Annotated in this window: 19 protein-coding genes; 13 read left to right on the top strand and 6 right to left on the bottom strand. The window is 61.7% G+C overall.

Annotation, left to right across the window (positions count from 1 at the left end; all coding sequences use genetic code 11):
* The first annotated feature begins 63 nt into the window (after positions 1–63).
* The 6 genes from LDN90_RS22880 (at position 64) to LDN90_RS22855 (ending at position 6,562) form a co-directional block, all read left to right on the top strand.
* Positions 64–1,518, top strand: coding sequence for a fumarylacetoacetate hydrolase family protein (locus tag LDN90_RS22880; RefSeq protein ID WP_263426303.1), 1,455 nt, complete (start codon positions 64–66; stop codon positions 1,516–1,518).
* Complete coding sequence (locus LDN90_RS22875; protein ID WP_223947254.1) at positions 1,515–2,183, top strand: GntR family transcriptional regulator; 669 nt, start codon at positions 1,515–1,517, stop codon at positions 2,181–2,183. Before LDN90_RS22880 ends, LDN90_RS22875 begins: the two co-directional genes overlap by 4 nt.
* Before the next feature lie 86 nt (positions 2,184–2,269).
* A complete protein-coding gene (hpaE, locus tag LDN90_RS22870) occupies positions 2,270–3,784 on the top strand; it encodes a 5-carboxymethyl-2-hydroxymuconate semialdehyde dehydrogenase (RefSeq protein ID WP_223947253.1) in 1,515 nt (504 codons plus the stop codon).
* A gap of 103 nt (positions 3,785–3,887) precedes the next feature.
* Positions 3,888–4,985, top strand: a complete 1,098-nt coding sequence (gene hpaD, locus LDN90_RS22865) for a 3,4-dihydroxyphenylacetate 2,3-dioxygenase (protein WP_216926234.1) — start codon at positions 3,888–3,890, stop codon at positions 4,983–4,985.
* Positions 4,986–4,988: 3 nt separating this feature from the next.
* A complete protein-coding gene (gene hpaH / locus LDN90_RS22860) occupies positions 4,989–5,774 on the top strand; it encodes a 2-oxo-hept-4-ene-1,7-dioate hydratase (protein WP_216926235.1) in 786 nt (261 codons plus the stop codon).
* On the top strand, positions 5,759–6,562 hold the full coding sequence (locus tag LDN90_RS22855) for an HpcH/HpaI aldolase/citrate lyase family protein (protein ID WP_216926236.1): 804 nt from the start codon (positions 5,759–5,761) through the stop codon (positions 6,560–6,562). The genes hpaH and LDN90_RS22855 overlap by 16 nt, the downstream gene beginning before the upstream one ends.
* Here the strand turns inward: LDN90_RS22855 and LDN90_RS22850 are convergent.
* The 5 genes from LDN90_RS22850 to purB form a co-directional block, all read right to left on the bottom strand.
* Positions 6,556–6,948 (bottom strand): nuclear transport factor 2 family protein, encoded by a 393-nt coding sequence (locus tag LDN90_RS22850; RefSeq protein ID WP_216926237.1) that lies wholly within the window; start codon positions 6,946–6,948, stop codon positions 6,556–6,558. The genes LDN90_RS22855 and LDN90_RS22850 overlap by 7 nt on opposite strands.
* A 62-nt stretch (positions 6,949–7,010) precedes the next feature.
* The gene (locus tag LDN90_RS22845) at positions 7,011–7,445 is read right to left on the bottom strand and encodes a hotdog domain-containing protein (protein ID WP_223947252.1); all 435 of its coding nucleotides are present in this window, start codon (positions 7,443–7,445) and stop codon (positions 7,011–7,013) included.
* A gap of 74 nt (positions 7,446–7,519) precedes the next feature.
* A complete protein-coding gene (locus LDN90_RS22840) occupies positions 7,520–8,023 on the bottom strand; it encodes a GNAT family N-acetyltransferase (protein WP_223947251.1) in 504 nt (167 codons plus the stop codon).
* A gap of 171 nt (positions 8,024–8,194) precedes the next feature.
* Positions 8,195–8,851, bottom strand: coding sequence for a histidine phosphatase family protein (locus LDN90_RS22835; protein ID WP_216926240.1), 657 nt, complete (start codon positions 8,849–8,851; stop codon positions 8,195–8,197).
* A gap of 221 nt (positions 8,852–9,072) precedes the next feature.
* Positions 9,073–10,479: an adenylosuccinate lyase gene (gene purB / locus LDN90_RS22830; protein ID WP_223947250.1), complete on the bottom strand. Its 1,407-nt coding sequence runs from the start codon at positions 10,477–10,479 to the stop codon at positions 9,073–9,075.
* A gap of 166 nt (positions 10,480–10,645) precedes the next feature.
* Between purB and LDN90_RS22825 the strand changes: the two genes are divergently transcribed.
* Positions 10,646–10,957 carry a hypothetical protein gene (locus LDN90_RS22825; protein WP_223947249.1) on the top strand — a complete coding sequence of 104 codons (312 nt, stop codon included), beginning with the start codon at positions 10,646–10,648 and terminating at the stop codon, positions 10,955–10,957.
* On the top strand, positions 10,957–12,297 hold the full coding sequence (locus tag LDN90_RS22820) for a hypothetical protein (protein WP_223947248.1): 1,341 nt from the start codon (positions 10,957–10,959) through the stop codon (positions 12,295–12,297). Before LDN90_RS22825 ends, LDN90_RS22820 begins: the two co-directional genes overlap by 1 nt.
* Before the next feature lie 171 nt (positions 12,298–12,468).
* Here the strand turns inward: LDN90_RS22820 and LDN90_RS22815 are convergent, their stop codons facing one another.
* Complete coding sequence (locus LDN90_RS22815) at positions 12,469–12,897, bottom strand: phage holin family protein (RefSeq protein WP_223947247.1); 429 nt, start codon at positions 12,895–12,897, stop codon at positions 12,469–12,471.
* 127 nt (positions 12,898–13,024) lie between these two features.
* Here LDN90_RS22815 and LDN90_RS22810 point away from each other — a divergent pair, with 127 nt between their 5' ends.
* The 5 genes from LDN90_RS22810 (at position 13,025) to LDN90_RS22790 (ending at position 18,820) form a co-directional block, all read left to right on the top strand.
* On the top strand, positions 13,025–14,143 hold the full coding sequence (locus LDN90_RS22810; protein ID WP_216926245.1) for a histidinol-phosphate transaminase: 1,119 nt from the start codon (positions 13,025–13,027) through the stop codon (positions 14,141–14,143).
* A 149-nt stretch (positions 14,144–14,292) separates the two neighbouring features.
* Positions 14,293–15,486, top strand: a complete 1,194-nt coding sequence (gene pdhA / locus LDN90_RS22805; RefSeq protein ID WP_223947246.1) for a pyruvate dehydrogenase (acetyl-transferring) E1 component subunit alpha — start codon at positions 14,293–14,295, stop codon at positions 15,484–15,486.
* Positions 15,486–16,466, top strand: a complete 981-nt coding sequence (locus tag LDN90_RS22800) for an alpha-ketoacid dehydrogenase subunit beta (protein ID WP_216926246.1) — start codon at positions 15,486–15,488, stop codon at positions 16,464–16,466. The genes pdhA and LDN90_RS22800 overlap by 1 nt, the downstream gene beginning before the upstream one ends.
* A 55-nt stretch (positions 16,467–16,521) precedes the next feature.
* Positions 16,522–18,123: a dihydrolipoamide acetyltransferase family protein gene (locus LDN90_RS22795; protein ID WP_223947245.1), complete on the top strand. Its 1,602-nt coding sequence runs from the start codon at positions 16,522–16,524 to the stop codon at positions 18,121–18,123.
* A 100-nt stretch (positions 18,124–18,223) separates the two neighbouring features.
* Positions 18,224–18,820 carry a phosphatase PAP2 family protein gene (locus LDN90_RS22790; RefSeq protein WP_223949364.1) on the top strand — a complete coding sequence of 199 codons (597 nt, stop codon included), beginning with the start codon at positions 18,224–18,226 and terminating at the stop codon, positions 18,818–18,820.
* Positions 18,821–18,841 lie beyond the last annotated feature (21 nt).

Here is an 18,841-nt window from a genome sequence, read left to right as displayed (position 1 = left end):
GATGTTGAATCAGGAGGAGGCGCCGTGACATTGGAGTTTCGGACCGAGGAAGTCAGCCAAGACATGCTGGCCCGTACGCGCAAAGTCATTGCCGTCCACATCAATTACCCTAGCCGCGCGGCCCAGCGTGGGCGCACCCCGGGGCAACCGTCGTACTTCTTGAAGCCGCCGTCTTCCCTGGCGCTCGGTTCCGCCGACGCTCCTGGCATCGTTGAGCGCCCTGCCGGCTGCGAACTGCTCGGCTACGAGGGCGAGATCGCGTTGGTGATTGGCAAGTCGGCCCGCCGCGTTGGCCTCGAGGACGCCTGGAGCCACGTCGAGTGGGTGACCGCTTCCAACGATCTGGGTGTCTACGATCTTCGCTACGCAGACAAGGGCTCCAATGTTCGCTCCAAGGGCGGCGATGGCTTCACACCTGTGGGCCCTTTATTGATTCCAGGCGACGCCGTTGATCCAGCCCAGCTGCGGATCCGCACCTGGCACAACGGCGACCTCGTCCAGGACGACACCACCGAGGACCTGCTCTTTCCGTTCACGCAACTGGTGGCGGACCTGTCCCAGCTGCTCACGCTCGAAGAGGGCGACATTATCCTGACCGGCACCCCAGCGGGTGCGTCGGTCGCCAAACCAGGTGACGTCGTCGAGGTTGAGGTCACCGGGGCTAGATTCAGCAGCGGCCGCCTGACCACCAAAGTAGCGGAAGGTACGACGCCGTTCGCGGACTTTGGTGCCAAGCCCAAGGCTGATGACACACAGCGGGAAGAGGCGTACGGATCGCGTGAAGCGGCGGGCCTGCCTGCTGATGTCTCCGTCCTGACGCCCGAGCTGAAGGCCAAGCTGGAAAGCGTCGCAACCGCCACGCTTTCTTCGCAGCTCCGCAAGCGCGGACTGAACAACGTCAGCATCGACGGCTTGCAGGCCACGCGGCCGGACCGCAAGGTAGTCGGCCTTGCCCGGACCCTGCGGTACGTACCCAACCGCGAGGACCTGTTCAAGACCCACGGCGGGGGATTCAATGCACAGAAGCGCGCTATCGATTCCGTGAATGAAGGCGAAATCCTCGTGATGGAAGCCCGCGGCGAGAAGGGCACGGGCACTGTTGGAGACATCCTTGCCCTGCGCGCCCAGATCCGTGGAGCCGCTGCGATCATTACCGATGGTGGCGTCCGCGATTACTCCGCAGTGGCCGATCTGGAGATGCCAACCTACTTCGCGAACCCGCACCCGGCAGTCCTGGGGCGCCGGCACATTCCGTGGGATACGGACATCACCATCGCGTGCGGTGGCGCAACAGTCCAGCCGGGAGACATCATTGTTGCCGACTCGGATGGCATCCTGGTGATCCCGCCGGCCCTCGCTGAGGAATTGGCGGACGACTGCATTCAGCAGGAGAAGGAAGAGACGTTCATCTTCCAGATGGTCAAGGAAGGCAACAGCGTGGACGGGCTTTACCCGATGAACAAGGAATGGCAGGCCAGGTTTGCGGACTGGCAGAGCCGGCAAGGGAGCCAAAAGTGACTGAAACCGCCGTCGAAAGCGCCGCTGCCCAAAGCAAGTCCCAACAGGCTTATACCGCCGTCAAGGCCAGGATCGTGGAAGGCATCTACACGCCGGGTTACCGGCTGGTACTCGCAAAGATTGCCGAGGACCTGGGCTTCAGCGTGGTCCCCGTGCGGGAAGCGATCCGCCGCTTGGAAGCCGAAGGTCTGGTGAAGTTCGAGCGGAACGTCGGCGCCACGGTCTCCGGGATTGACCCCACCGAATACCTGTACACCATGCAGACCCTGAGCATCGTGGAAGGTGCCGCCACCGCGTTGTCCGCACCGTTGATTGATTCAGTTGCGATTGCCCGGGCCCGCGCCGTGAACGAGGAAATGCGGGAATGCCTGGAGCACTTCGACCCGGTTCGTTTCACTGCATTGAACCAGGACTTCCACAGTGTCTTGTTTGAGCACTGCCCCAATCCGCACATTCTGGACCTGGTCCATCGTGGATGGAACCGGCTGGCATCGCTCCGATCGTCTACGTTCCGCTTCGTTCCCGGCCGTGCGCAGGAATCGGTGCAAGAACACGAAGCGTTGCTGCAGCTCATCGAGTCTGGAGCGGACGCCGACACGATCGAACACGCCGCCCGCCGCCACCGCGCCGCAACACTGGACGCGTACCTCGCCACCACCAACTAAAAGCAACCCGGGGTCACTTACGGCCCATAAACGCACCCAACATGGGCCGTAACTGACCCCGCGTTGGATGAAAAAGGAAGACAACGATGACGACCCCTGTAGAAACATCAGCAAAGCATCACGTGCCAGAGAACCTGCCCACGCACATCCAGCACTTCATCAACGGTGAGTTCGTAGACTCCGTTTCCGGGAAGACCTTTGATGTCCTGGATCCGGTATCCAACGGAAATTACGCAACGGCAGCGGCCGGCCAGAAGGAAGACATCGACCTCGCTGTGGCCGCAGCCCGTGAAGCGTTCGTCAATGGCCCGTGGCCGAAGATGAAGCCGCGCGAACGTGCCCGTGTGCTGAACAAGATCGCCGACGCCGTGGAGGCCCAGGAAGAGCGCCTCGCCGAGCTGGAGACCTTTGATACCGGCCTGCCGATCACGCAGTCCAAGGGCCAGGCGTTGCGCTCAGCCGAGAACTTCCGGTTCTTCGCTGACCTGATCGTGGCACAGTTCGATGACGCCATGAAGGTCCCCGGCTCACAGATCAACTACGTGAACCGCAAGCCGATCGGCGTCGCCGGCTTGATCACGCCGTGGAACACCCCGTTCATGCTTGAGTCCTGGAAACTCGCTCCGGCGCTGGCTACCGGCAACACCGTGGTCCTCAAGCCCGCCGAGTTCACGCCGCTCTCGGCCTCGCTCTGGGCTCAGATCTTCAAGGATGCCGGACTGCCCGACGGCGTGTTCAACCTGGTCAACGGCTTGGGCGAAGAGGCCGGCGACGCCCTGGTGAAGCACCCGGACGTACCGTTGATCTCCTTCACCGGTGAGACCACTACCGGCCAGACGATTTTCCGCAACGCAGCAGCCAACCTCAAGGGCCTGTCCATGGAGCTGGGCGGAAAGTCCCCGTGCGTTGTCTTTGCCGACGCTGATCTTGATGCCGCTATCGACTCGGCCTTGTTCGGGGTGTTCTCGTTGAACGGCGAGCGCTGCACCGCCGGTTCCCGCATCCTGGTGGAACGGGCCATTTACGACGAATTCTGCGAAAAGTACGCCGCCCGCGCCAAGAACATCGTGGTGGGCGATCCCCACGATCCCAAGACCCAGGTAGGTGCGCTGGTCCACCCGGAGCATTACGAAAAAGTGGCGTCCTACGTGGAGATCGGCAAGTCCGAAGGCAGGCTCCTGGCTGGCGGCGGCCGACCCGACCACCTGCCCGAAGGCAACTACATCGCACCGACCGTGTTTGCCGACGTCGCGCCTGATGCGCGGATCTTCCAGGAAGAAATCTTCGGTCCGGTTGTGGCCATCACGCCGTTCGAGAACGACGACGAAGCCCTCGCCTTGGCGAACAACACCAAGTACGGCCTGGCGGCCTACATCTGGACCCAGAACCTGACCCGGGCGCACAACTTCTCCCAGAACGTCGAAGCCGGCATGGTGTGGCTTAACAGCCACAACGTCCGCGACCTCCGCACCCCGTTCGGGGGCGTCAAAGCTTCCGGCCTGGGCCACGAGGGCGGCTACCGGTCCATCGATTTCTACACCGATCAGCAGGCCGTGCACATCACCCTCGGCTCCGTGCACACCCCCAAGTTCGGCGCCTAAACCCAACTAGGTCGCAATAGTGCGCGTTTTGAGCCCCCAAAACGGCATCTACTGCTACTCAGTTGGGTTCCCACAACCACCCTTTCAACGAAGAGAGACCATCATGAGCAACCCCTTCACCGGCCCCATCCCGACGCCCACGGTTCCGGCCCCGGATATCGTCCGCTGCGCTTACTTGGAACTCGTGGTCACGGACCTCGCCAAGTCCCGCGCCTTCTACGTGGACCTGCTGGGCCTGCACGTCACCGAGGAAGACGAGAACACCATCTACCTGCGCTCCTTCGAGGAGTTCATCCACCACAACCTGGTCCTCCGGAAGGGCCCGGTAGCCGCAGCCGCCGCCTTCGCGTACCGGGTGAAGTCCCCGGCCGAAGTAGACGCCGCCGAGGCCTACTACCGTGAACTGGGCTGCAGGGTGGAGCGCCGCAAGGAAGGCTTCACCAAGGGCGTGGGCGACTCCGTCCGCGTCGAGGACCCGCTGGGTTTCCCGTACGAATTCTTCTACGACGTGGAGCACGTGGAACGCCTCACCCAGCGCTATGACCTCTACTCCGCCGGCGAGCTCGTCCGTCTGGACCACTTCAACCAGGTCACCCCGGATGTCCCGCGTGGCCGCAAGTACCTCGAAGACCTCGGCTTCCGCGTCTCCGAAGACATCAAGGACTCCGACGGCGTCACTTACGCCGCGTGGATGCATCGCAAGCAGACCGTGCACGACACCGCCTTGACAGGCGGGAACGGACCCCGCCTGCACCACATCGCGTTCTCCACGCACGAGAAGCACAACATCATCCAGATCTGCGACAAGATGGGCGCCCTGCGCATCTCCGACCGCATCGAACGAGGCCCCGGACGCCACGGCGTGTCCAACGCGTTCTACCTCTACATCCTGGACCCGGACGGCCACCGAGTGGAGATCTACACCCAGGACTACTACACCGGCGACCCGGACAACCCCACCGTCACCTGGGACGTCCACGACAACCAGCGCCGCGACTGGTGGGGCAACCCCGTAGTCCCGTCCTGGTACACCGAAGCCTCCCTGGTCCTGGACTTGGACGGTAACCCCCAGCCCGTCATCGAACGCGAAGAGAAATCCGAAATGGCCGTCACCGTAGGTGCCGACGGCTTCTCCTACACCCGTCCCGAAGGCGCCTCCGGTGGGGCTACTGAAGGATTCAAACTGGGGGCGCAGGTCTAAACCATGATGGACGCGAAGACGATCGAAGCAATTGCCGACGAACTGCTCGACGCCGGCCGGAACCGCAAGCCGGTCCCGCGCCTCACCGCCCGCTACCCTGACATGACGGTGGAGGATTCCTATGCCGTCCAGCAGTTGTGGCGGCGACGGAACGAGGAAGCCGGGCGCACGTTGGTGGGGCGCAAGATCGGCCTCACGTCCAAGGCCATGCAGGCCGCAACCGGCATCACCGAACCGGACTACGGGGCGATCTTCGATGACATGGTCCTGGAAACCGGCTGCTCCGTGCAATGGGACCAGTACACGCACCCGCGCGTTGAAGTGGAGCTCGCGTTCGTGCTGAAGGACGCACTCAAAGGGCCTGGCTGTACCATTTTCGATGTCCTCAACGCCACCGATTACGTGGTTCCGGCCCTCGAAATCCTGGACTCCAGGATCGAAATGGAGGGCCGGACCATCGTGGACACTATCTCGGACAATGCCGCGATGGGGGCCATGGTGATAGGCGGCCGGCCAGTACGTCCCGACGCCGTCGACCTCCGCTGGGTCTCCGCGATCCTGTACAAAAACCAGACCGTGGAAGAGACCGGAGTGGCAGCCGGAGTGCTTGATCACCCGGCCAACGGCGTGCACTGGCTGGCCAATAAAATCGCCGCGCACGGGGACTCGATGAAAGCCGGAGATATTATTCTTGCGGGCTCGTTTACCCGGCCCTTGTGGGTGTACAAAGGTGATACCGTGCACGCGGACTACGGACCGTTGGGAGTCGTGACATGCAACTTCGACTGAGCCCCACCTTCTATTCGGCCCTCTCAGAGGCTGGCCGTCCGTTGGCTGGAATGTGGGTTTGTTCCGGTAGCCCCTTGGTGGCTGAGGTGTGTGCGGGATCCGGGCTGGACTGGCTGTTGATCGACGCCGAGCACAGTCCCAATGGCCTCGAATCGATCCTTGCACAGCTCCACGCCGTGAGTGGCTACCCCATTCAGGCCATGGTCCGGCCGCCGGTCAACGACACCGTGGTCATCAAGCAATACCTTGACCTCGGAGTACAGAATCTCCTGATTCCCATGGTGAATTCTGCGTTCGACGCCGCGTCTGCGGTGGCCGCCGTCCGGTACCCTCCCCTGGGCGTACGTGGTGTGGGTTCTGCTTTGGCCAGGGCTTCGCGCTGGAACCGAGTTCCTAACTACCTTGCTGCTGCTTCGGAATCGATCAGCCTCACAGTTCAGATTGAATCCGAGGCAGCGGCTTCGGCTGTGGAGGAAATCCTGGCAGTCGATGGCGTGGACGGCATCTTCCTTGGCCCCTCGGACCTCGCAGCTTCCATGGGTTTGCTGGGACAGCAGGAAAATCCCTTGGTGAGGGCCGTCGTCGAGCATTGCCTTGAAGCTGCCAAAGCGGCCGGCAAGCCAGCCGGCGTGAACGCCTTCAATGAGTCCACCGCGCGCGCCTATCTCGACGCCGGTGCCTCCTTTGTGCTGGTAGGCGCCGATGTTGCGGTGCTCGCCCGGGCCTCGGAAGGGTTCGCCTCGACGTTCATTCCTGTGTCGGAATCGGCGGAGCGCGACAGCTACTGAGCCATTTCCTCGGTTGTAGTGTCGGGCGTGGATTCCTTCCTGGCCATGTACCACTCGGTGAATTCGCGCGCACGGCCGTCCTCGGCAAAGCGGATGACCCAAAGGTTGTCGTAGGTGGGCTCGCCGTTGAGGTATGTAGTCACGGCCTGGACGAAAGCCGTGTCACCATCCTGGCCAAGGAGCGTCCACTCGAAGGTCCAATCATCAGGCTTGTCGCCAGCGTCCGACCATGATTTGACGATTTCTTCATGGCCGTTCCATGGTGATTCAGTGTTCGGCCTGTCGTGGTAGATGGCGTCCTCAGTGAACAAGGCCCGGATGTCATCGGGCTCATTCGAGGTCCACGCACGTATGTATTGGCTCATCCAGGAGTTCACGTCGGTCATGCCTCCGTTCTACCCTCCAGGACCCTGGGGTTCAACGGTATAAACGCCCGACGGCGCGTGGTTCAGTCCTCGTGCAGGGTTTCAGTCAGGTGATGGGTTGGGATGCGGTCCCGGTCGTACGTGATTTCCGTGTAGCCGTGGGGCTGCGGGCGGCCATCAGCGCCCAAGTTCACGAACACGATTTCCTCGATGGTCAGGATGCTCTCCCGGGTGATCATGTTCCGGACCTCGGCGCGCATGGTCAAGGACGTGCGGCCGAAGCGTTTGGCCGTCAGCCCCATTTCGATGAGGTCGCCCTGAACGGCTGAGCTCACGAAGTTGATTTCGGAGATGTACTTGGTGACCGCGCGGCCATTGCCCAACTGGAGGATGGCGTAGATCGCGGCCTCTTCATCGATCCACTTCAGCAGGCTTCCACCGAAGAGTGTGCCGTTGGCATTGAGGTCCTCGGGCCGCACCCATTTGCGCGTGCGGAAGGTGATGTCTGCTTTTTCCATTTTCCGAGATTATCTGACTACCGAAGCGCGTGCTTGATGTTGCGCGACGCTGGTTGCTGCCGGAGCACAGGTGTTTAGGCCATCGCAGTGTGGGAGGCGCTATGGGAGTTGATTCGCTTGGAGTAGCAGTAAGACCCATTTACGCCGACGTACGGCGCAAAATTAGGAACTTCGGCGAATCCGGCGCTTACATAGAAGCTCCGTCCATCAGACTGCGCTGATCCTGCCTCAGCTGCGATGATGCTGAAGCCGTGTGAGTGGGCCTGCGCTTCGAGTGCCGCCAGGATGGAGCTTGCAACTCCTGATCCCCGCGCGTAGGGAACCACGTACAGTCGCTTGATTTCAGCTGTGTTCTCGTCCAACATCCTCAGGCCGCCGCATCCGAGCGGCTGTCCGGAGCATTTCTCGTAAGCCACAACAAAAACCGCCGTGTCAGCTTCCGAGGGCGGGGGACCGGGCTCATGATCCGTGGTTCCGAAACGGGCGTCCAGTTCAGCCTGTTGCGCGGCGCGGAGGTCAGCGCCTACCGGGTTCGCCCAGGTGACCTGCCGGATGTTGAGCCGGGGGTTGGTCTGCATCGATGCCTCATTTCGCTTGGTTTCGCTGAGGTGTTTATGCGTCTTAAGCCTAGGAAGCCGTGGTTACCGCCGTGTTTCCTGCGCGTAAGCTTCGGGAGAATTGCTGATTTTTCTCGCGTTGCGGGGCCTGCTCTGCGCCTTCGCGCGGGATTTTGGCGCGCAGAGCAGGCCTCACAACGCCTCGCCTGTTGGGTCCTCTGCCGTCTGGTCCGCCAAGGCGAGTCCACCCACGGGAATCTGGTCCCAATGAAGCACGCGCCACCCTGATTCCGGATCACCTTCGAGTGCCACAATTCCGGTATTGGGCAATTGATGGGTCTCAGCGAAGAGTGTGTCGATATCCTCTGCCCTGCGGCCTGCCCAGCAGCGGATTGCTGCACCGTGGCTGACGATGGCCGCCGTCGAATGTCCTGCCGCCGCAACCTTCTCCACAGAGGCATCGAAGCGGGCAAAGAAGTCATGGCCGTTGAAGGCGCCCGGCATGCGGACGTCGAGGTCGCCGTCAGACCAGGCGAACACCGTGCTCATGTAGCGCATATGCGACTCATGATCGGTCTTCTTCTCCAGAGCACCCGCCTCGATCTCGTGGACGCCGTCCAGGATTTCCGGTTCCAGTCCTGTGGCAGCGGCGAGCGGTATCACCGTCCGCTGGGTCCGGAGAAGCGTGGAAGTGTAGAGCGCCTGAATGGACTCGTCTGCAAGAGCCTCCGGGAGCGCCTCCGCTTGCCGCTCGCCGAGTTCCGTCAGCCCCGGGCCAGGAAAAGCAGTATCCAGTTGGCCCGCCACATTGCCGGGGGTCTGTCCGTGCCTGATCAGTAGGAGCTTCATGGGTGCTCCGCTCCTTACTTCGTAGCTGTCTGGTTGCGCTGGTGGGTTCCATCAGCTTAAAGGCAGCGTTGAATGGCTGTGCTGATTTAGTAAAACGTCGGCGGGTTAACGAGGACAGCGGGTAGGGCAGTGGGCTACTCGACGACAGCGCCTTAAGGCCTTAAACGCGAACGGCGGGCCGAGGCATCCAGCCCTGGTCCGCCGTCGTCAAGCGTTTGTTGCTACTTCAGGTGGTCCACCAATTTGTCGGCGATGCCGGTGTACTTGCCCGGGGTGAGGGCGAGCAGACGGGCTTCGGCGTCGGCGGACAGGCCGAGCCCCTGCACGAATTCCTGCATCCGGGCGCCATCCACGCGCTGGCCGCGGGTGAGATCCTTCAGGCGCTCGTAGGGGTTCTCCATGCCTTCCACACCGGCAATGGCCTCAGCACGCATGACCATTTGGATCGCTTCGCCCAGGACCTCCCAGTTGGTGTCGAGGTCGCCCGCAAGCACTTCCTCGGCGACGTCAAGCGCCTTGAGGCCCTTGGCTACATTGGAGATCGCCAGCAGGGAGTGGCCAAAGGCTACGCCGATGTTGCGCTGTGAGGAGGAGTCCGTGAGGTCACGCTGCCAGCGGGAAGTAACCAGCGTTGCGCCCAGGGTGTCCAGCAGGCCGTTCGAGATCTCCAGGTTGGCCTCGGCGTTTTCGAAGCGGATTGGGTTGACCTTGTGCGGCATAGTGGAGGATCCGGTGGCACCGGCAACGGGAATCTGCCGGAAGTATCCGATGGAGATGTAGCTCCAGATGTCCGTGCAGACGTTGTGCAAGATGCGGTTGAAGCGGGCAATATCGGCGTAGAGCTCTGCCTGCCAATCATGGCTTTCGATCTGCGTGGTGAGCGGGTTCCAGGTGAGGCCCAGTCCCTCTACGAAGGTCTTGGCAACAGCTTCCCAGTCGGCGCTAGGGACGGAAGCAACGTGTGCCGCGTATGTGCCCGTGGCACCGTTGATCTTGCCGAGGTATTCGGTCTTGGAGATCCGTGCCAGCTGGCGGCTCAGGCGGTGCGCGATGACCGCCAGTTCCTTGCCGAGCGTGGTGGGCGTGGCGGGCTGGCCATGTGTGCGGGACAGCATGGGCACGGAGCGGTTCGCTTCGGCCATGGCCTCGATCTGCTGGACCAGTGCGGTGGCGTTGGGCAGCCAAACATCCTCGACGGCGCCCTTGATACCAACAGCGTAAGAGAGGTTGTTGATGTCCTCTGACGTGCAGCCGAAGTGGACCATGGCTGTCAGGTTTTCGATGCCAATCGCGGGCAGGCGGCGGCCGATGTAGTACTCCACTGCCTTGACGTCGTGGACAGTGACGGCCTCGATCTCGGCGAGTTCGTTGACCGAGGCGGCGTTGAATTCGGTGACGATGGCACGGAGCTGTGAAACCTGCTCGTCCGTCAGGGGACCCGCGCCGGGCAGCACCGACTGGCTGGTCAGGTGGATCAGCCACTCAACCTCAACGTGAACGCGATCGCGGTTCAATGCGGCCTCGGACAAGTAGTCGACGAGGGGCGCGACGGCGGCACGGTACCGGCCATCGAGGGCGCCAAGAGCGAGGGGTTCAGAAGCGAGGGACACGCGAGGGGATTCAGCCATGGTGCCTATTCTTTCATGATCCGTGGAGGCGCCCGAGTTGGTGACTGCGCTATGTGGACAGCCGCCCGCGTTATCCACATAGCCGACGGCGGCGCTTCCGCCCGGTTCCGCGGCTCCGTAGCGTCATACCAACCGATCAGCAGAACAATCAATGGAGTACACGGACATGAGCGTCGGCTTGATGCCTGCAGCCACCCCACCCACCTTCGATCCCTTGGAGTGTGCCTCGCGCAGTCACGAGGTCCAACGGCTCGCTTGGCGAATTAAGTCGTGCGTGGATCAGACGGATGCCGTGCTGGCATCCTTGCGGCGGACCCAGTTGGAAGAGTGGCAGTCTCCCGCCGGAAGTGCATACAGGACAACCATTGCGCTTCACGCTTCGGCGCTAATGCGTGCACGGGCATCATTGGAAGACGCTGCTGCCTCAGTACTCCGTCATTCCCAGAACGTCGCCGTCTCCGGCGGGAGGGGCTACTGATGGCTGATGTTGCTCCTGTTGGCGCGGGTTCAGCCCCTCAACCTACGGCCCCCGCCCCCGATGGGATCCTCAGCATTCGTGGCGGAGTGGGCGGAATATCCTGCCAGTTGGAAGAGCTCCTGCGTGGAGCGGCGCTGCTTGACGAGTTGATCCAACAATTAATTGGTGTGGAAGCAGAAACCCGCAGGGTGAAGGCTGATTTGGGGCCTTACCTCTTCGACTCGTACGCCTCGGGGTGCGCCGCGATCGATGCGGTGGCTGAAAGCGGTCAGGAGGTAGGCAGGGTGCGTCAGGAATTGGTTGGTGTCACCGCGAGTGTGCGGTCCAGCCATCACGATTACGTGCAAACAGAGGTCCGGAACCTGTACCCGCGGATATTGAGGCTTGATGAGATGAAGATGTCAGGTGCACCGTGGCTACCTGGCCGGGACATCATGCACAACGTGGCCACAAGCATCATTCCCCCGGGGATGGAGGCTCGGAGCATCATGCGTGGACTTCTGCAATCACCCCTCGTTCCCGGACTGAGGCCGCGCCCGGTGAGCATCGAGAAGATCGACGAGTCGATCGAGCAAGTGGATCCGTCCATGGCGGAAAGCCTCCGGCGACTCGAGCAACTTCATGCCCGGGGCGATGGAGAAATTGAGATCATCCAGCTCGACCAGAATGGCTCGTCCTCTTGGATGGTGTTGATTCCGGGAACACAACCTAAAGCACCAGATACCAATCCTTTCGACATACCGGGCGTTGGTGAAGCCCTCGGTTACAACTCTGAAGAAGTGGTGCCGGCTATTGGTCAGGCATTGCGGGAAGCGGGCGCTGAAGCCGGCGAGCAGGTGGTGGCAGTCGGTCATAGCCAAGGAGGCGCTCACGCCATGAACCTCAGCCAGAACAAGGCATTCCTCAGCGAATTCGATCTCCGGTACGTCCTAACGGCTGGAGCCCCCGTTGGCGGTATTAGCCCGGAACCAGGAATTGCTGCGTTGCATCTGGAGCATGTCCAGGATTGGGTCCCGAGTTCGGATGGCCGGTTAAACCCGGATACCAAGGACAGGGTCACTGTCACGCTGAACAATGACGTCAAAACGCCCGAGGGGGAAGGCCATGGCTTGGGACCCGGTCACAGCCTGGATAACTACGCAGCAGGCGCCGAACTGGTCACGGCGAGTCAGGATGCCTCGCTTGCGGCTTCTACCGCGGCGTTCGCGGGTGTTGTTGGTGTAGGCGGGGCGGCAAAGGTGACGCATTTCAAACTGCAACGGGCACCCGTGCCGGACAAAAAGCCGGGCCTGCGGAACCCCAATCTTCCAGAGACGCGATCCGTGGCCGGGGCGCGGTAAGTACGGGGCGCGGTAAGTACGGGGCGCGGTAAGTACAGGGCGCCGTCAGTACAGCGCCGTTAGTACAGGGCACCGCAAATGCGCGGCACGGTAAGTACGTTACGCGGTAATACAGCCCGATGGTGGGTGCAGCCCAAGCGGTACGTGGGTCGCCAGCTGCGGGAACTGCATCTAGCGTTTGCGGGCCCCTGGGATGAGGCCGGCAACCAAGCTGATGATGCTGATGATGACCGAGGCGAGGATGGCTGTCCAGAAGAATGAGTCAATGGTGAGGTGCACAGGCGTAAAGCTGCTCAGCCACGCTGTCAGGTACAGCATGGCTGCGTTGATGATGATCGTAAACAGCCCCAGGGTCAGGATCGTCACGGGGAGGGACAGGATCTTCACCAGCGGGCGCACGAACGCGTTGACCACCCCAAAAATCAGGCCGATAAAGAGGTAAGCCAAGACGATGCCTGCTGCGTCCGCGCCCTCTGTGATCCCCGCGTTGGCTGCCGCCTTCTCAGTGGCAGAGGAGGAGATCTCCAGTCCCTCCAACAGCCAGCTGGCGATCCACAGAGCTAGACCATTGATCAGGACGCGAACGATGAATGAACCCATGCGCCCATGCTTTCACACTCGTCTGTGGCTCGGCTGGGACATCACTAAAGGAGAGGTAGCTTGATGAGGATGAACGTTGGCGGCCGAACACCCCAAACGCCGCAGGCGTGCAAGTAGGCTTGAATCCATGACTACTACTGACAACGCACCGGAGGGCGTACTCCCTCGACCGGTCGTGGACAGGCTCCCCAAGTACGCGGCTGGTAAACCCCCCGCTGCGATCGAGGGCCTCACCAGCTACAAATTGTCGTCCAATGAGAACCCGCTGCCTCCGATCCCTGCAGTGTTGCAGGCCATCGCAGATCAGACCGACATCAACCGCTACCCAGACCCCCTTGCAACCAAATTGCGCAATGCTTTGGCTCACTTCCTTGATGTCCCAGCTGACGACGTCGTCACCGGTGCAGGAAGCCTCGGCGCACTCAACCAGATTCTTGCCACCTTTGCGGGGCAGAATGACGACGGCAAGTCGGATGAGGTGATCTACGCCTGGCGCTCCTTCGAGGCCTATCCCATTTGTGTGGGCCTTGCCGGAGCGGCCAGCGTGCAGATTCCGTTGCTTCCGGATGGCCGTCACGATCTCGAAACCATGGCTGCAGCGGTTACTGTGCGCACCAAGGTGATCCTGCTCTGCACCCCGAACAACCCCACCGGGCCCATCCTTACGGCTGAGGAAACGGAGCGGTTCATCCAGTCGGTGCCGCCCAACGTGGTGGTGGTGATTGATGAGGCCTACCAGGAATTCGTCCGCGACCAAGCTGCTGTAGACGGGATCAAGCTCTACCGGAAATACCCCAATGTTGTGGTGCTGAGGACTTTCTCCAAAGCCCACGGGTTGGCAGGACTGCGCGTTGGATACAGTGTTTCCGGCCCACAGCTCACCCAGCACCTTCGCGTCACGGCTACACCCTTCGCCGTTTCGCAAATTGCAGAACGCGCCGCGATTACATCCCTCGAGAATTTCGACCAGGTTGTCGAAAGGGTACAAAGCCTGGTGGACGAGAGAGACCGCGTCACCTCGGGTCTCCGCGATCTCGGATGGTTCGTGCCGGAAGCCCAAGGGAACTTCGTTTGGTTGAACCTAGGCGCGAACAGCGGCGAGTTTGCGGCGTTGGCAGCCGAGCAGGCCTTGTCTGTCCGGGCCTTCGGCAATGAGGGAGTGCGGGTCAGCATTGGTGAAGTGGAAGCCAATACACGGTTCCTGAAACTCTGTGCAGGTTATACAAAGGCTCCGCACAGTTCCTAGCGGTTAACAAATGCGCCTACGCTACTTACTGCCGATAAAGTAAGGACGAAAGTCAAAATATATGCCCATTCCGGAATGCATTCCGGAATGGGCATATATCCCAGCGACAGACATTGCCCGGCACTAGCTGCGGCAAGCAAGGAGACGGAATGGGCTCGACACAACTGCCCCCCGGGACCGACGAAACTCTGGCGGCAACCTCAGCGGCTGTAGCTGCCTCGGGTGAACCCGTAGAGATGGTCCAGTTGCTCGGCCCTGACGGAAAGCTAGGCACCGATCCCGTCTTCTCTGACTATGCCAAGCGCATAGATCCTGAAAAGCTCCGCGTCTTTTATGCCGACATGGCCAGGATCCGCCGTTTTGACCAGGAAGCCACCGCTCTGCAGCGTCAAGGCGAGCTCGCATTGTGGGTGCCCCTGACCGGTCAAGAGGCCGCCCAGATCGGCTCGGCACACGCCAGCCAGCCCCAGGACTACATTTTCCCCACTTACCGTGAACACGGTGTCGCCCTGGTGCGAAACGTGGACCTTGCTGAATTGTTGAAACAGTTCCGCGGAGTCTCCAACGGAGGCTGGGACCCGCGCGGGAACAACTTCCACCTCTACACCTTGGTCCTGGCCGCCCAAACGCTTCACGCCGTGGGCTACGCCATGGGCATCCAGCGGGACCAGAAGCTCGCGGTTGCCGGTGAGTCCAATGATCCCAAGGCTGCCGTGATTGCCTACTTCGGTGACGGCGCCAGCTCCGAAGGCGACGTCCACGAATCAATGGTTTTCGCTGCCTCGTACGATGCCCCGGTTGTTTTCTTCTGCCAGAACAACCACTGGGCCATCTCCGTGCCCACCGAAGTCCAGACCAAGGTCCCGTTGGCCAACCGTGCCAAGGGCTACGGTTTCCCGGGAATCCGCGTGGACGGCAACGACGTCATTGCCGTCCATGCCGTCACTGAATGGGCCCTTGAGCATGCCCGTGAAGGCCGGGGCCCTGTGCTCATCGAGGCTTACACCTACCGGGTTGGCGCACACACTACAGCTGACGACCCCACCAAGTACCGCGAACTGGCTGAAGAAGCCGCGTGGCGTGAGAAGGATCCGCTGGAGCGTTTGGAGAAATACCTGAGGACTGAAGGGCTCGCCGATGAAGCCTTCTTCGATCAGGTGCAGGCCGACGGCGATGAGCTGGCCAAGTATGTCCGCAGCACCACGCATGGCCTTGAGGTGCCGGACATCCGCGATTCTTTCGCCAACGTCTACGCCGAAGCACACCCGCTGATTGCGGAGGAACAGGCGTGGTTCGAAGAATACTCGGCAGGCTTCGAAACCGAACAGGAGGCAGCTAACTGATGGCAACAATGACCATTGCAAAGGCCATCAACGAAGGTCTCCGCGCATCGCTGAAGAGCAACCCGAAGTCCCTCTTGATGGGCGAGGACATCGGGCACCTCGGTGGCGTTTACCGGGTGACGGACGGCCTGATCAAGGAATTCGGTGCGGACCGTATCGTCGATAGCCCTCTGGCCGAGTCCGGCATCGTTGGTACTGCGATTGGGCTCGCTTTGCGTGGATACTCGCCTGTGTGCGAAATCCAGTTCGATGGCTTCGTCTATCCGGCCTTCAACCAGATCACCACGCAGTTGGCCAAGATCCATGCCCGCAGCCATGGCCGGCTGACTGTTCCTGTGGTTATTCGGATCCCGTACGGTGGCGGCATCGGTTCGATCGAGCACCACTCCGAATCCCCGGAAGCGTTGTTCGCGCACACCGCTGGCCTCCGTATCATTTCGCCGTCCAACGCGCACGATGCTTACTGGATGATCCAGAAGGCCATTGAGTGCCAGGACCCCGTGATCTTCTTCGAGCCCAAGCGCCGCTACTGGCTCAAAGGCGAAGTGGATGTTGAGAATGCAGGCCTGTCAGAAGACCCCTTCAAAGCACACGTGGTCCGTGAAGGTACGGACGCCACGATTGTGGCCTACGGCCCGTTGGTTCCGGTTGCCCTGGCTGCAGCAAACGCCGCAATCGAGGATGGACGCAGCATCGAGGTCATTGATCTCCGCTCCATCTCGCCTTTGGACTTCGACACCGTTGAGGCGTCGGTCAAGAAGACCGGCCGCCTGATCGTCGCCCACGAAGCACCCACGTTCGGGGGCATCGGCGGCGAAATTGCCGCCCGGATCAGCGAACGGGCGTTCCTGCACCTTGAAGCACCTGTGATCCGCGTTGGCGGTTTCCACATGCCGTATCCCGTGGCCAAGGTTGAAGAGGACTACTTGCCGGACATCGACAAGATCCTCGAAGCGCTCGACCGCTCTCTGGCTTACTAAACCGCCCTGATCCAGTCCGGCTTCATAGCCGGGCAGACGGAAATCGAGGACCACCGTGACTGTAAAGAAATTCAACCTGCCGGACGTCGGCGAAGGCCTTACCGAGGCCGAGGTAGTGGCTTGGAAGGTCAAGCCCGGCGACACCGTTGCCATCAACGATGTCCTGTGCGAGATCGAGACAGCGAAGTCGCTCGTTGAGCTCCCGTCGCCCTTCGCCGGAACGGTCACCGAGTTGTTGGTCGAGGAAGGCATCACGGTTGAGGTCGGTACGGCAATAATCGCCGTTTCAGACAACCAGCCCGGGGATGCAGCGCCTGTGACGCAGGCTCCGGCGGCGGCTCCCGCCGTCGAGGCCCCTCTCTACGGCAAGCTTCCCGCTGATACTGACAGTGGCGAAAACGGCCCGGCAGGCGGCCCGTTGGTGGGTTCCGGCCCCAAGGCCGACGCCGTGAAGCGCCGTGCGCGCAAGCGTCCAGCCAGCGCTGGCGAGGCAACTACGGTCGCCGAAAACGCCGAAGGTACAGTCCAGGACCACCAAGCGGTTCTCGCTGCCCAAGCAGCACAGACGCCGGTGCCTCAACGCCCGACGGCGGCACGCGCCGTCGTCGGGCCGGTCAACCAAGCGCCCGTAAAGCAAGCGCCCGTTACCCAAGCGCCAGAAGTCACGACGCCAGAAGTAGCAGCGACGGGAGCGTCAACGGCCCAGACCGCCGCATCACGCGGTGCCGCCATCAGCGGCACCATCAGCGGGCTCGTCAACAAGGTCTTGGCGAAGCCGCCGGTGCGCAAGTTCGCCCGCGATCTCGGCATTGACCTTGCCGACGTCGTAGCGACGGGACAGCGGGGAGAGGTGACCCGCGAGGACCTGGTCAGCTATCAGGCGCAGCGTGACGCTGAGCTTGATCAGGCGGAGTCGTTCTGGGGTGCTTCCAAGAAGCCGCAGGACCAGAGGATCGAGCGCGTACCTGTTAAGGGTGTGCGTAAGGCGACCGCCAAGGCCATGGTGGAGTCCGCGTTCACGGCACCGCACGTCAGCATCTTTGTTGACGTCGACGCGAGCCGGACCATGGAGTTCGTCAAGCGGCTCAAGGTTTCGCGGGACTTCGAGGGCATCAAGGTATCTCCGCTGCTTATTTTGGCAAAGGCAGTCATTTGGGCCGCCGCGCGGAACCCCAGTGTCAACGCCACGTGGGTGGAGAATGCCGATGGCAATGGTGGTGCGGAGATCCAGATCAAGCACTTCATGAACCTGGGTATTGCTGCTGCGACACCGCGTGGCTTGATGGTGCCCAATATCAAGGACGCCCAGGACCTCTCCCTGAAGGAGCTGGCCCTCGCCCTCAACGATCTCGCCACCAAGGCCCGTGCGGGCAAGACGCAGCCTGCCGAGATGCAGGGTGGCAGCCTGACCATCACCAACATCGGTGCGCTTGGCATTGATACGGGTACGCCCATCATCAATCCCGGTGAGGTTGCCATCATTGCGTTTGGAACCATCAAGCAGAAGCCGTGGGTCTTGGACGGGGAAGTGATTCCGCGGTGGATCACCACGCTGGGTGGGTCCTTTGACCACCGCGTTGTGGACGGCGATCTCTCGGCCCGCTTTATGGCCGACGTAGCTGCCATTCTTGAAGAACCGGCGCTGTTGCTTGACTGATCCGGGTTGCTTAACTGATCGCCCATCCGCCACCAATGCGGCTGCAGAGCCGGACTCCGCTGCGGCCGCTGGCAAGTCTGGTCATGTGCCTGCCCAGTTGCTGTCAGGACCTTGGCGCACTGTCGCCCGCGTTCTGACGGAGGCCTTCCAGCCGCCCATTGTAGTGACGGCGCTACTGCTGATCAGTCCGGCTATCGAACCCGGGTTTCCCGGCACCATGGGCTTTGGGTTGCTGGGAGCCCTCTTCGTCTGTGTTCTGCCGTTGGCGTACGTGCTGGTGATGATCAGGCTGGGCAGAATCACCGATCATCATGTCAGCGACCGCCGGCAGCGGCCCCCGTTGCTGTGGCTTGCCTTGATTTCCGTGCTTGCGGGCGTTGGGGTGCTTCAGCTGATCGGGGGTCCGATGAGCGTTTCAGTGATGATCATCGCCCTGCTCGGAGGCATCGCCGTTCTGGCGGTGGTGAGTGCTTTTTGGAAGATGAGTGGACACGCTTCGGCCATCGCCGCCGCTGCCGTCATTACAGTTTTGATGTTTGGGCCCGCTTGGCTGCCCCTGTTGGTCATTGTTCCGGCCGTGGGGTGGTCGCGGGTGGTGCTTCGCGCCCATACGCTCGGCCAAGTCGTCGCCGGTTCTTTGTTCGGCGGCACCGTCATCGCAGGTTTGTGGTGGCTGCTACGGGAGTGGATGCTCTGAGGGCAGCCCTCCGGACACCTG

Source organism: Arthrobacter sp. NtRootA1, assembly GCF_019976975.1.
GTDB lineage: Bacteria > Actinomycetota > Actinomycetes > Actinomycetales > Micrococcaceae > Arthrobacter > Arthrobacter aromaticivorans.
The sequence above is the reverse complement of the archived record's forward strand: the minus strand, read 5'-3'. Positions and strand labels throughout refer to the sequence as shown.

What these genes read in the sequence shown, in the direction of transcription:
- LDN90_RS22880 (WP_263426303.1), top strand. Translation starts at nt 64, where the DNA reads ATGCTGGCCCGTACGCGCAAAGTCATTGCCGTCCACATCAATTACCCT.
- hpaE (WP_223947253.1), top strand. Translation starts at nt 2,270, where the DNA reads ATGACGACCCCTGTAGAAACATCAGCAAAGCATCACGTGCCAGAGAAC.
- hpaD (WP_216926234.1), top strand. Translation starts at nt 3,888, where the DNA reads ATGAGCAACCCCTTCACCGGCCCCATCCCGACGCCCACGGTTCCGGCC.
- hpaH (WP_216926235.1), top strand. Translation starts at nt 4,989, where the DNA reads ATGATGGACGCGAAGACGATCGAAGCAATTGCCGACGAACTGCTCGAC.
- LDN90_RS22855 (WP_216926236.1), top strand. Translation starts at nt 5,759, where the DNA reads ATGCAACTTCGACTGAGCCCCACCTTCTATTCGGCCCTCTCAGAGGCT.
- LDN90_RS22850 (WP_216926237.1), bottom strand. Translation starts at nt 6,948, where the DNA reads ATGACCGACGTGAACTCCTGGATGAGCCAATACATACGTGCGTGGACC.
- LDN90_RS22845 (WP_223947252.1), bottom strand. Translation starts at nt 7,445, where the DNA reads ATGGAAAAAGCAGACATCACCTTCCGCACGCGCAAATGGGTGCGGCCC.
- LDN90_RS22840 (WP_223947251.1), bottom strand. Translation starts at nt 8,023, where the DNA reads ATGCAGACCAACCCCCGGCTCAACATCCGGCAGGTCACCTGGGCGAAC.
- LDN90_RS22835 (WP_216926240.1), bottom strand. Translation starts at nt 8,851, where the DNA reads ATGAAGCTCCTACTGATCAGGCACGGACAGACCCCCGGCAATGTGGCG.
- purB (WP_223947250.1), bottom strand. Translation starts at nt 10,479, where the DNA reads ATGGCTGAATCCCCTCGCGTGTCCCTCGCTTCTGAACCCCTCGCTCTT.
- LDN90_RS22825 (WP_223947249.1), top strand. Translation starts at nt 10,646, where the DNA reads ATGAGCGTCGGCTTGATGCCTGCAGCCACCCCACCCACCTTCGATCCC.
- LDN90_RS22820 (WP_223947248.1), top strand. Translation starts at nt 10,957, where the DNA reads ATGGCTGATGTTGCTCCTGTTGGCGCGGGTTCAGCCCCTCAACCTACG.
- LDN90_RS22815 (WP_223947247.1), bottom strand. Translation starts at nt 12,897, where the DNA reads ATGGGTTCATTCATCGTTCGCGTCCTGATCAATGGTCTAGCTCTGTGG.
- LDN90_RS22810 (WP_216926245.1), top strand. Translation starts at nt 13,025, where the DNA reads ATGACTACTACTGACAACGCACCGGAGGGCGTACTCCCTCGACCGGTC.
- pdhA (WP_223947246.1), top strand. Translation starts at nt 14,293, where the DNA reads ATGGGCTCGACACAACTGCCCCCCGGGACCGACGAAACTCTGGCGGCA.
- LDN90_RS22800 (WP_216926246.1), top strand. Translation starts at nt 15,486, where the DNA reads ATGGCAACAATGACCATTGCAAAGGCCATCAACGAAGGTCTCCGCGCA.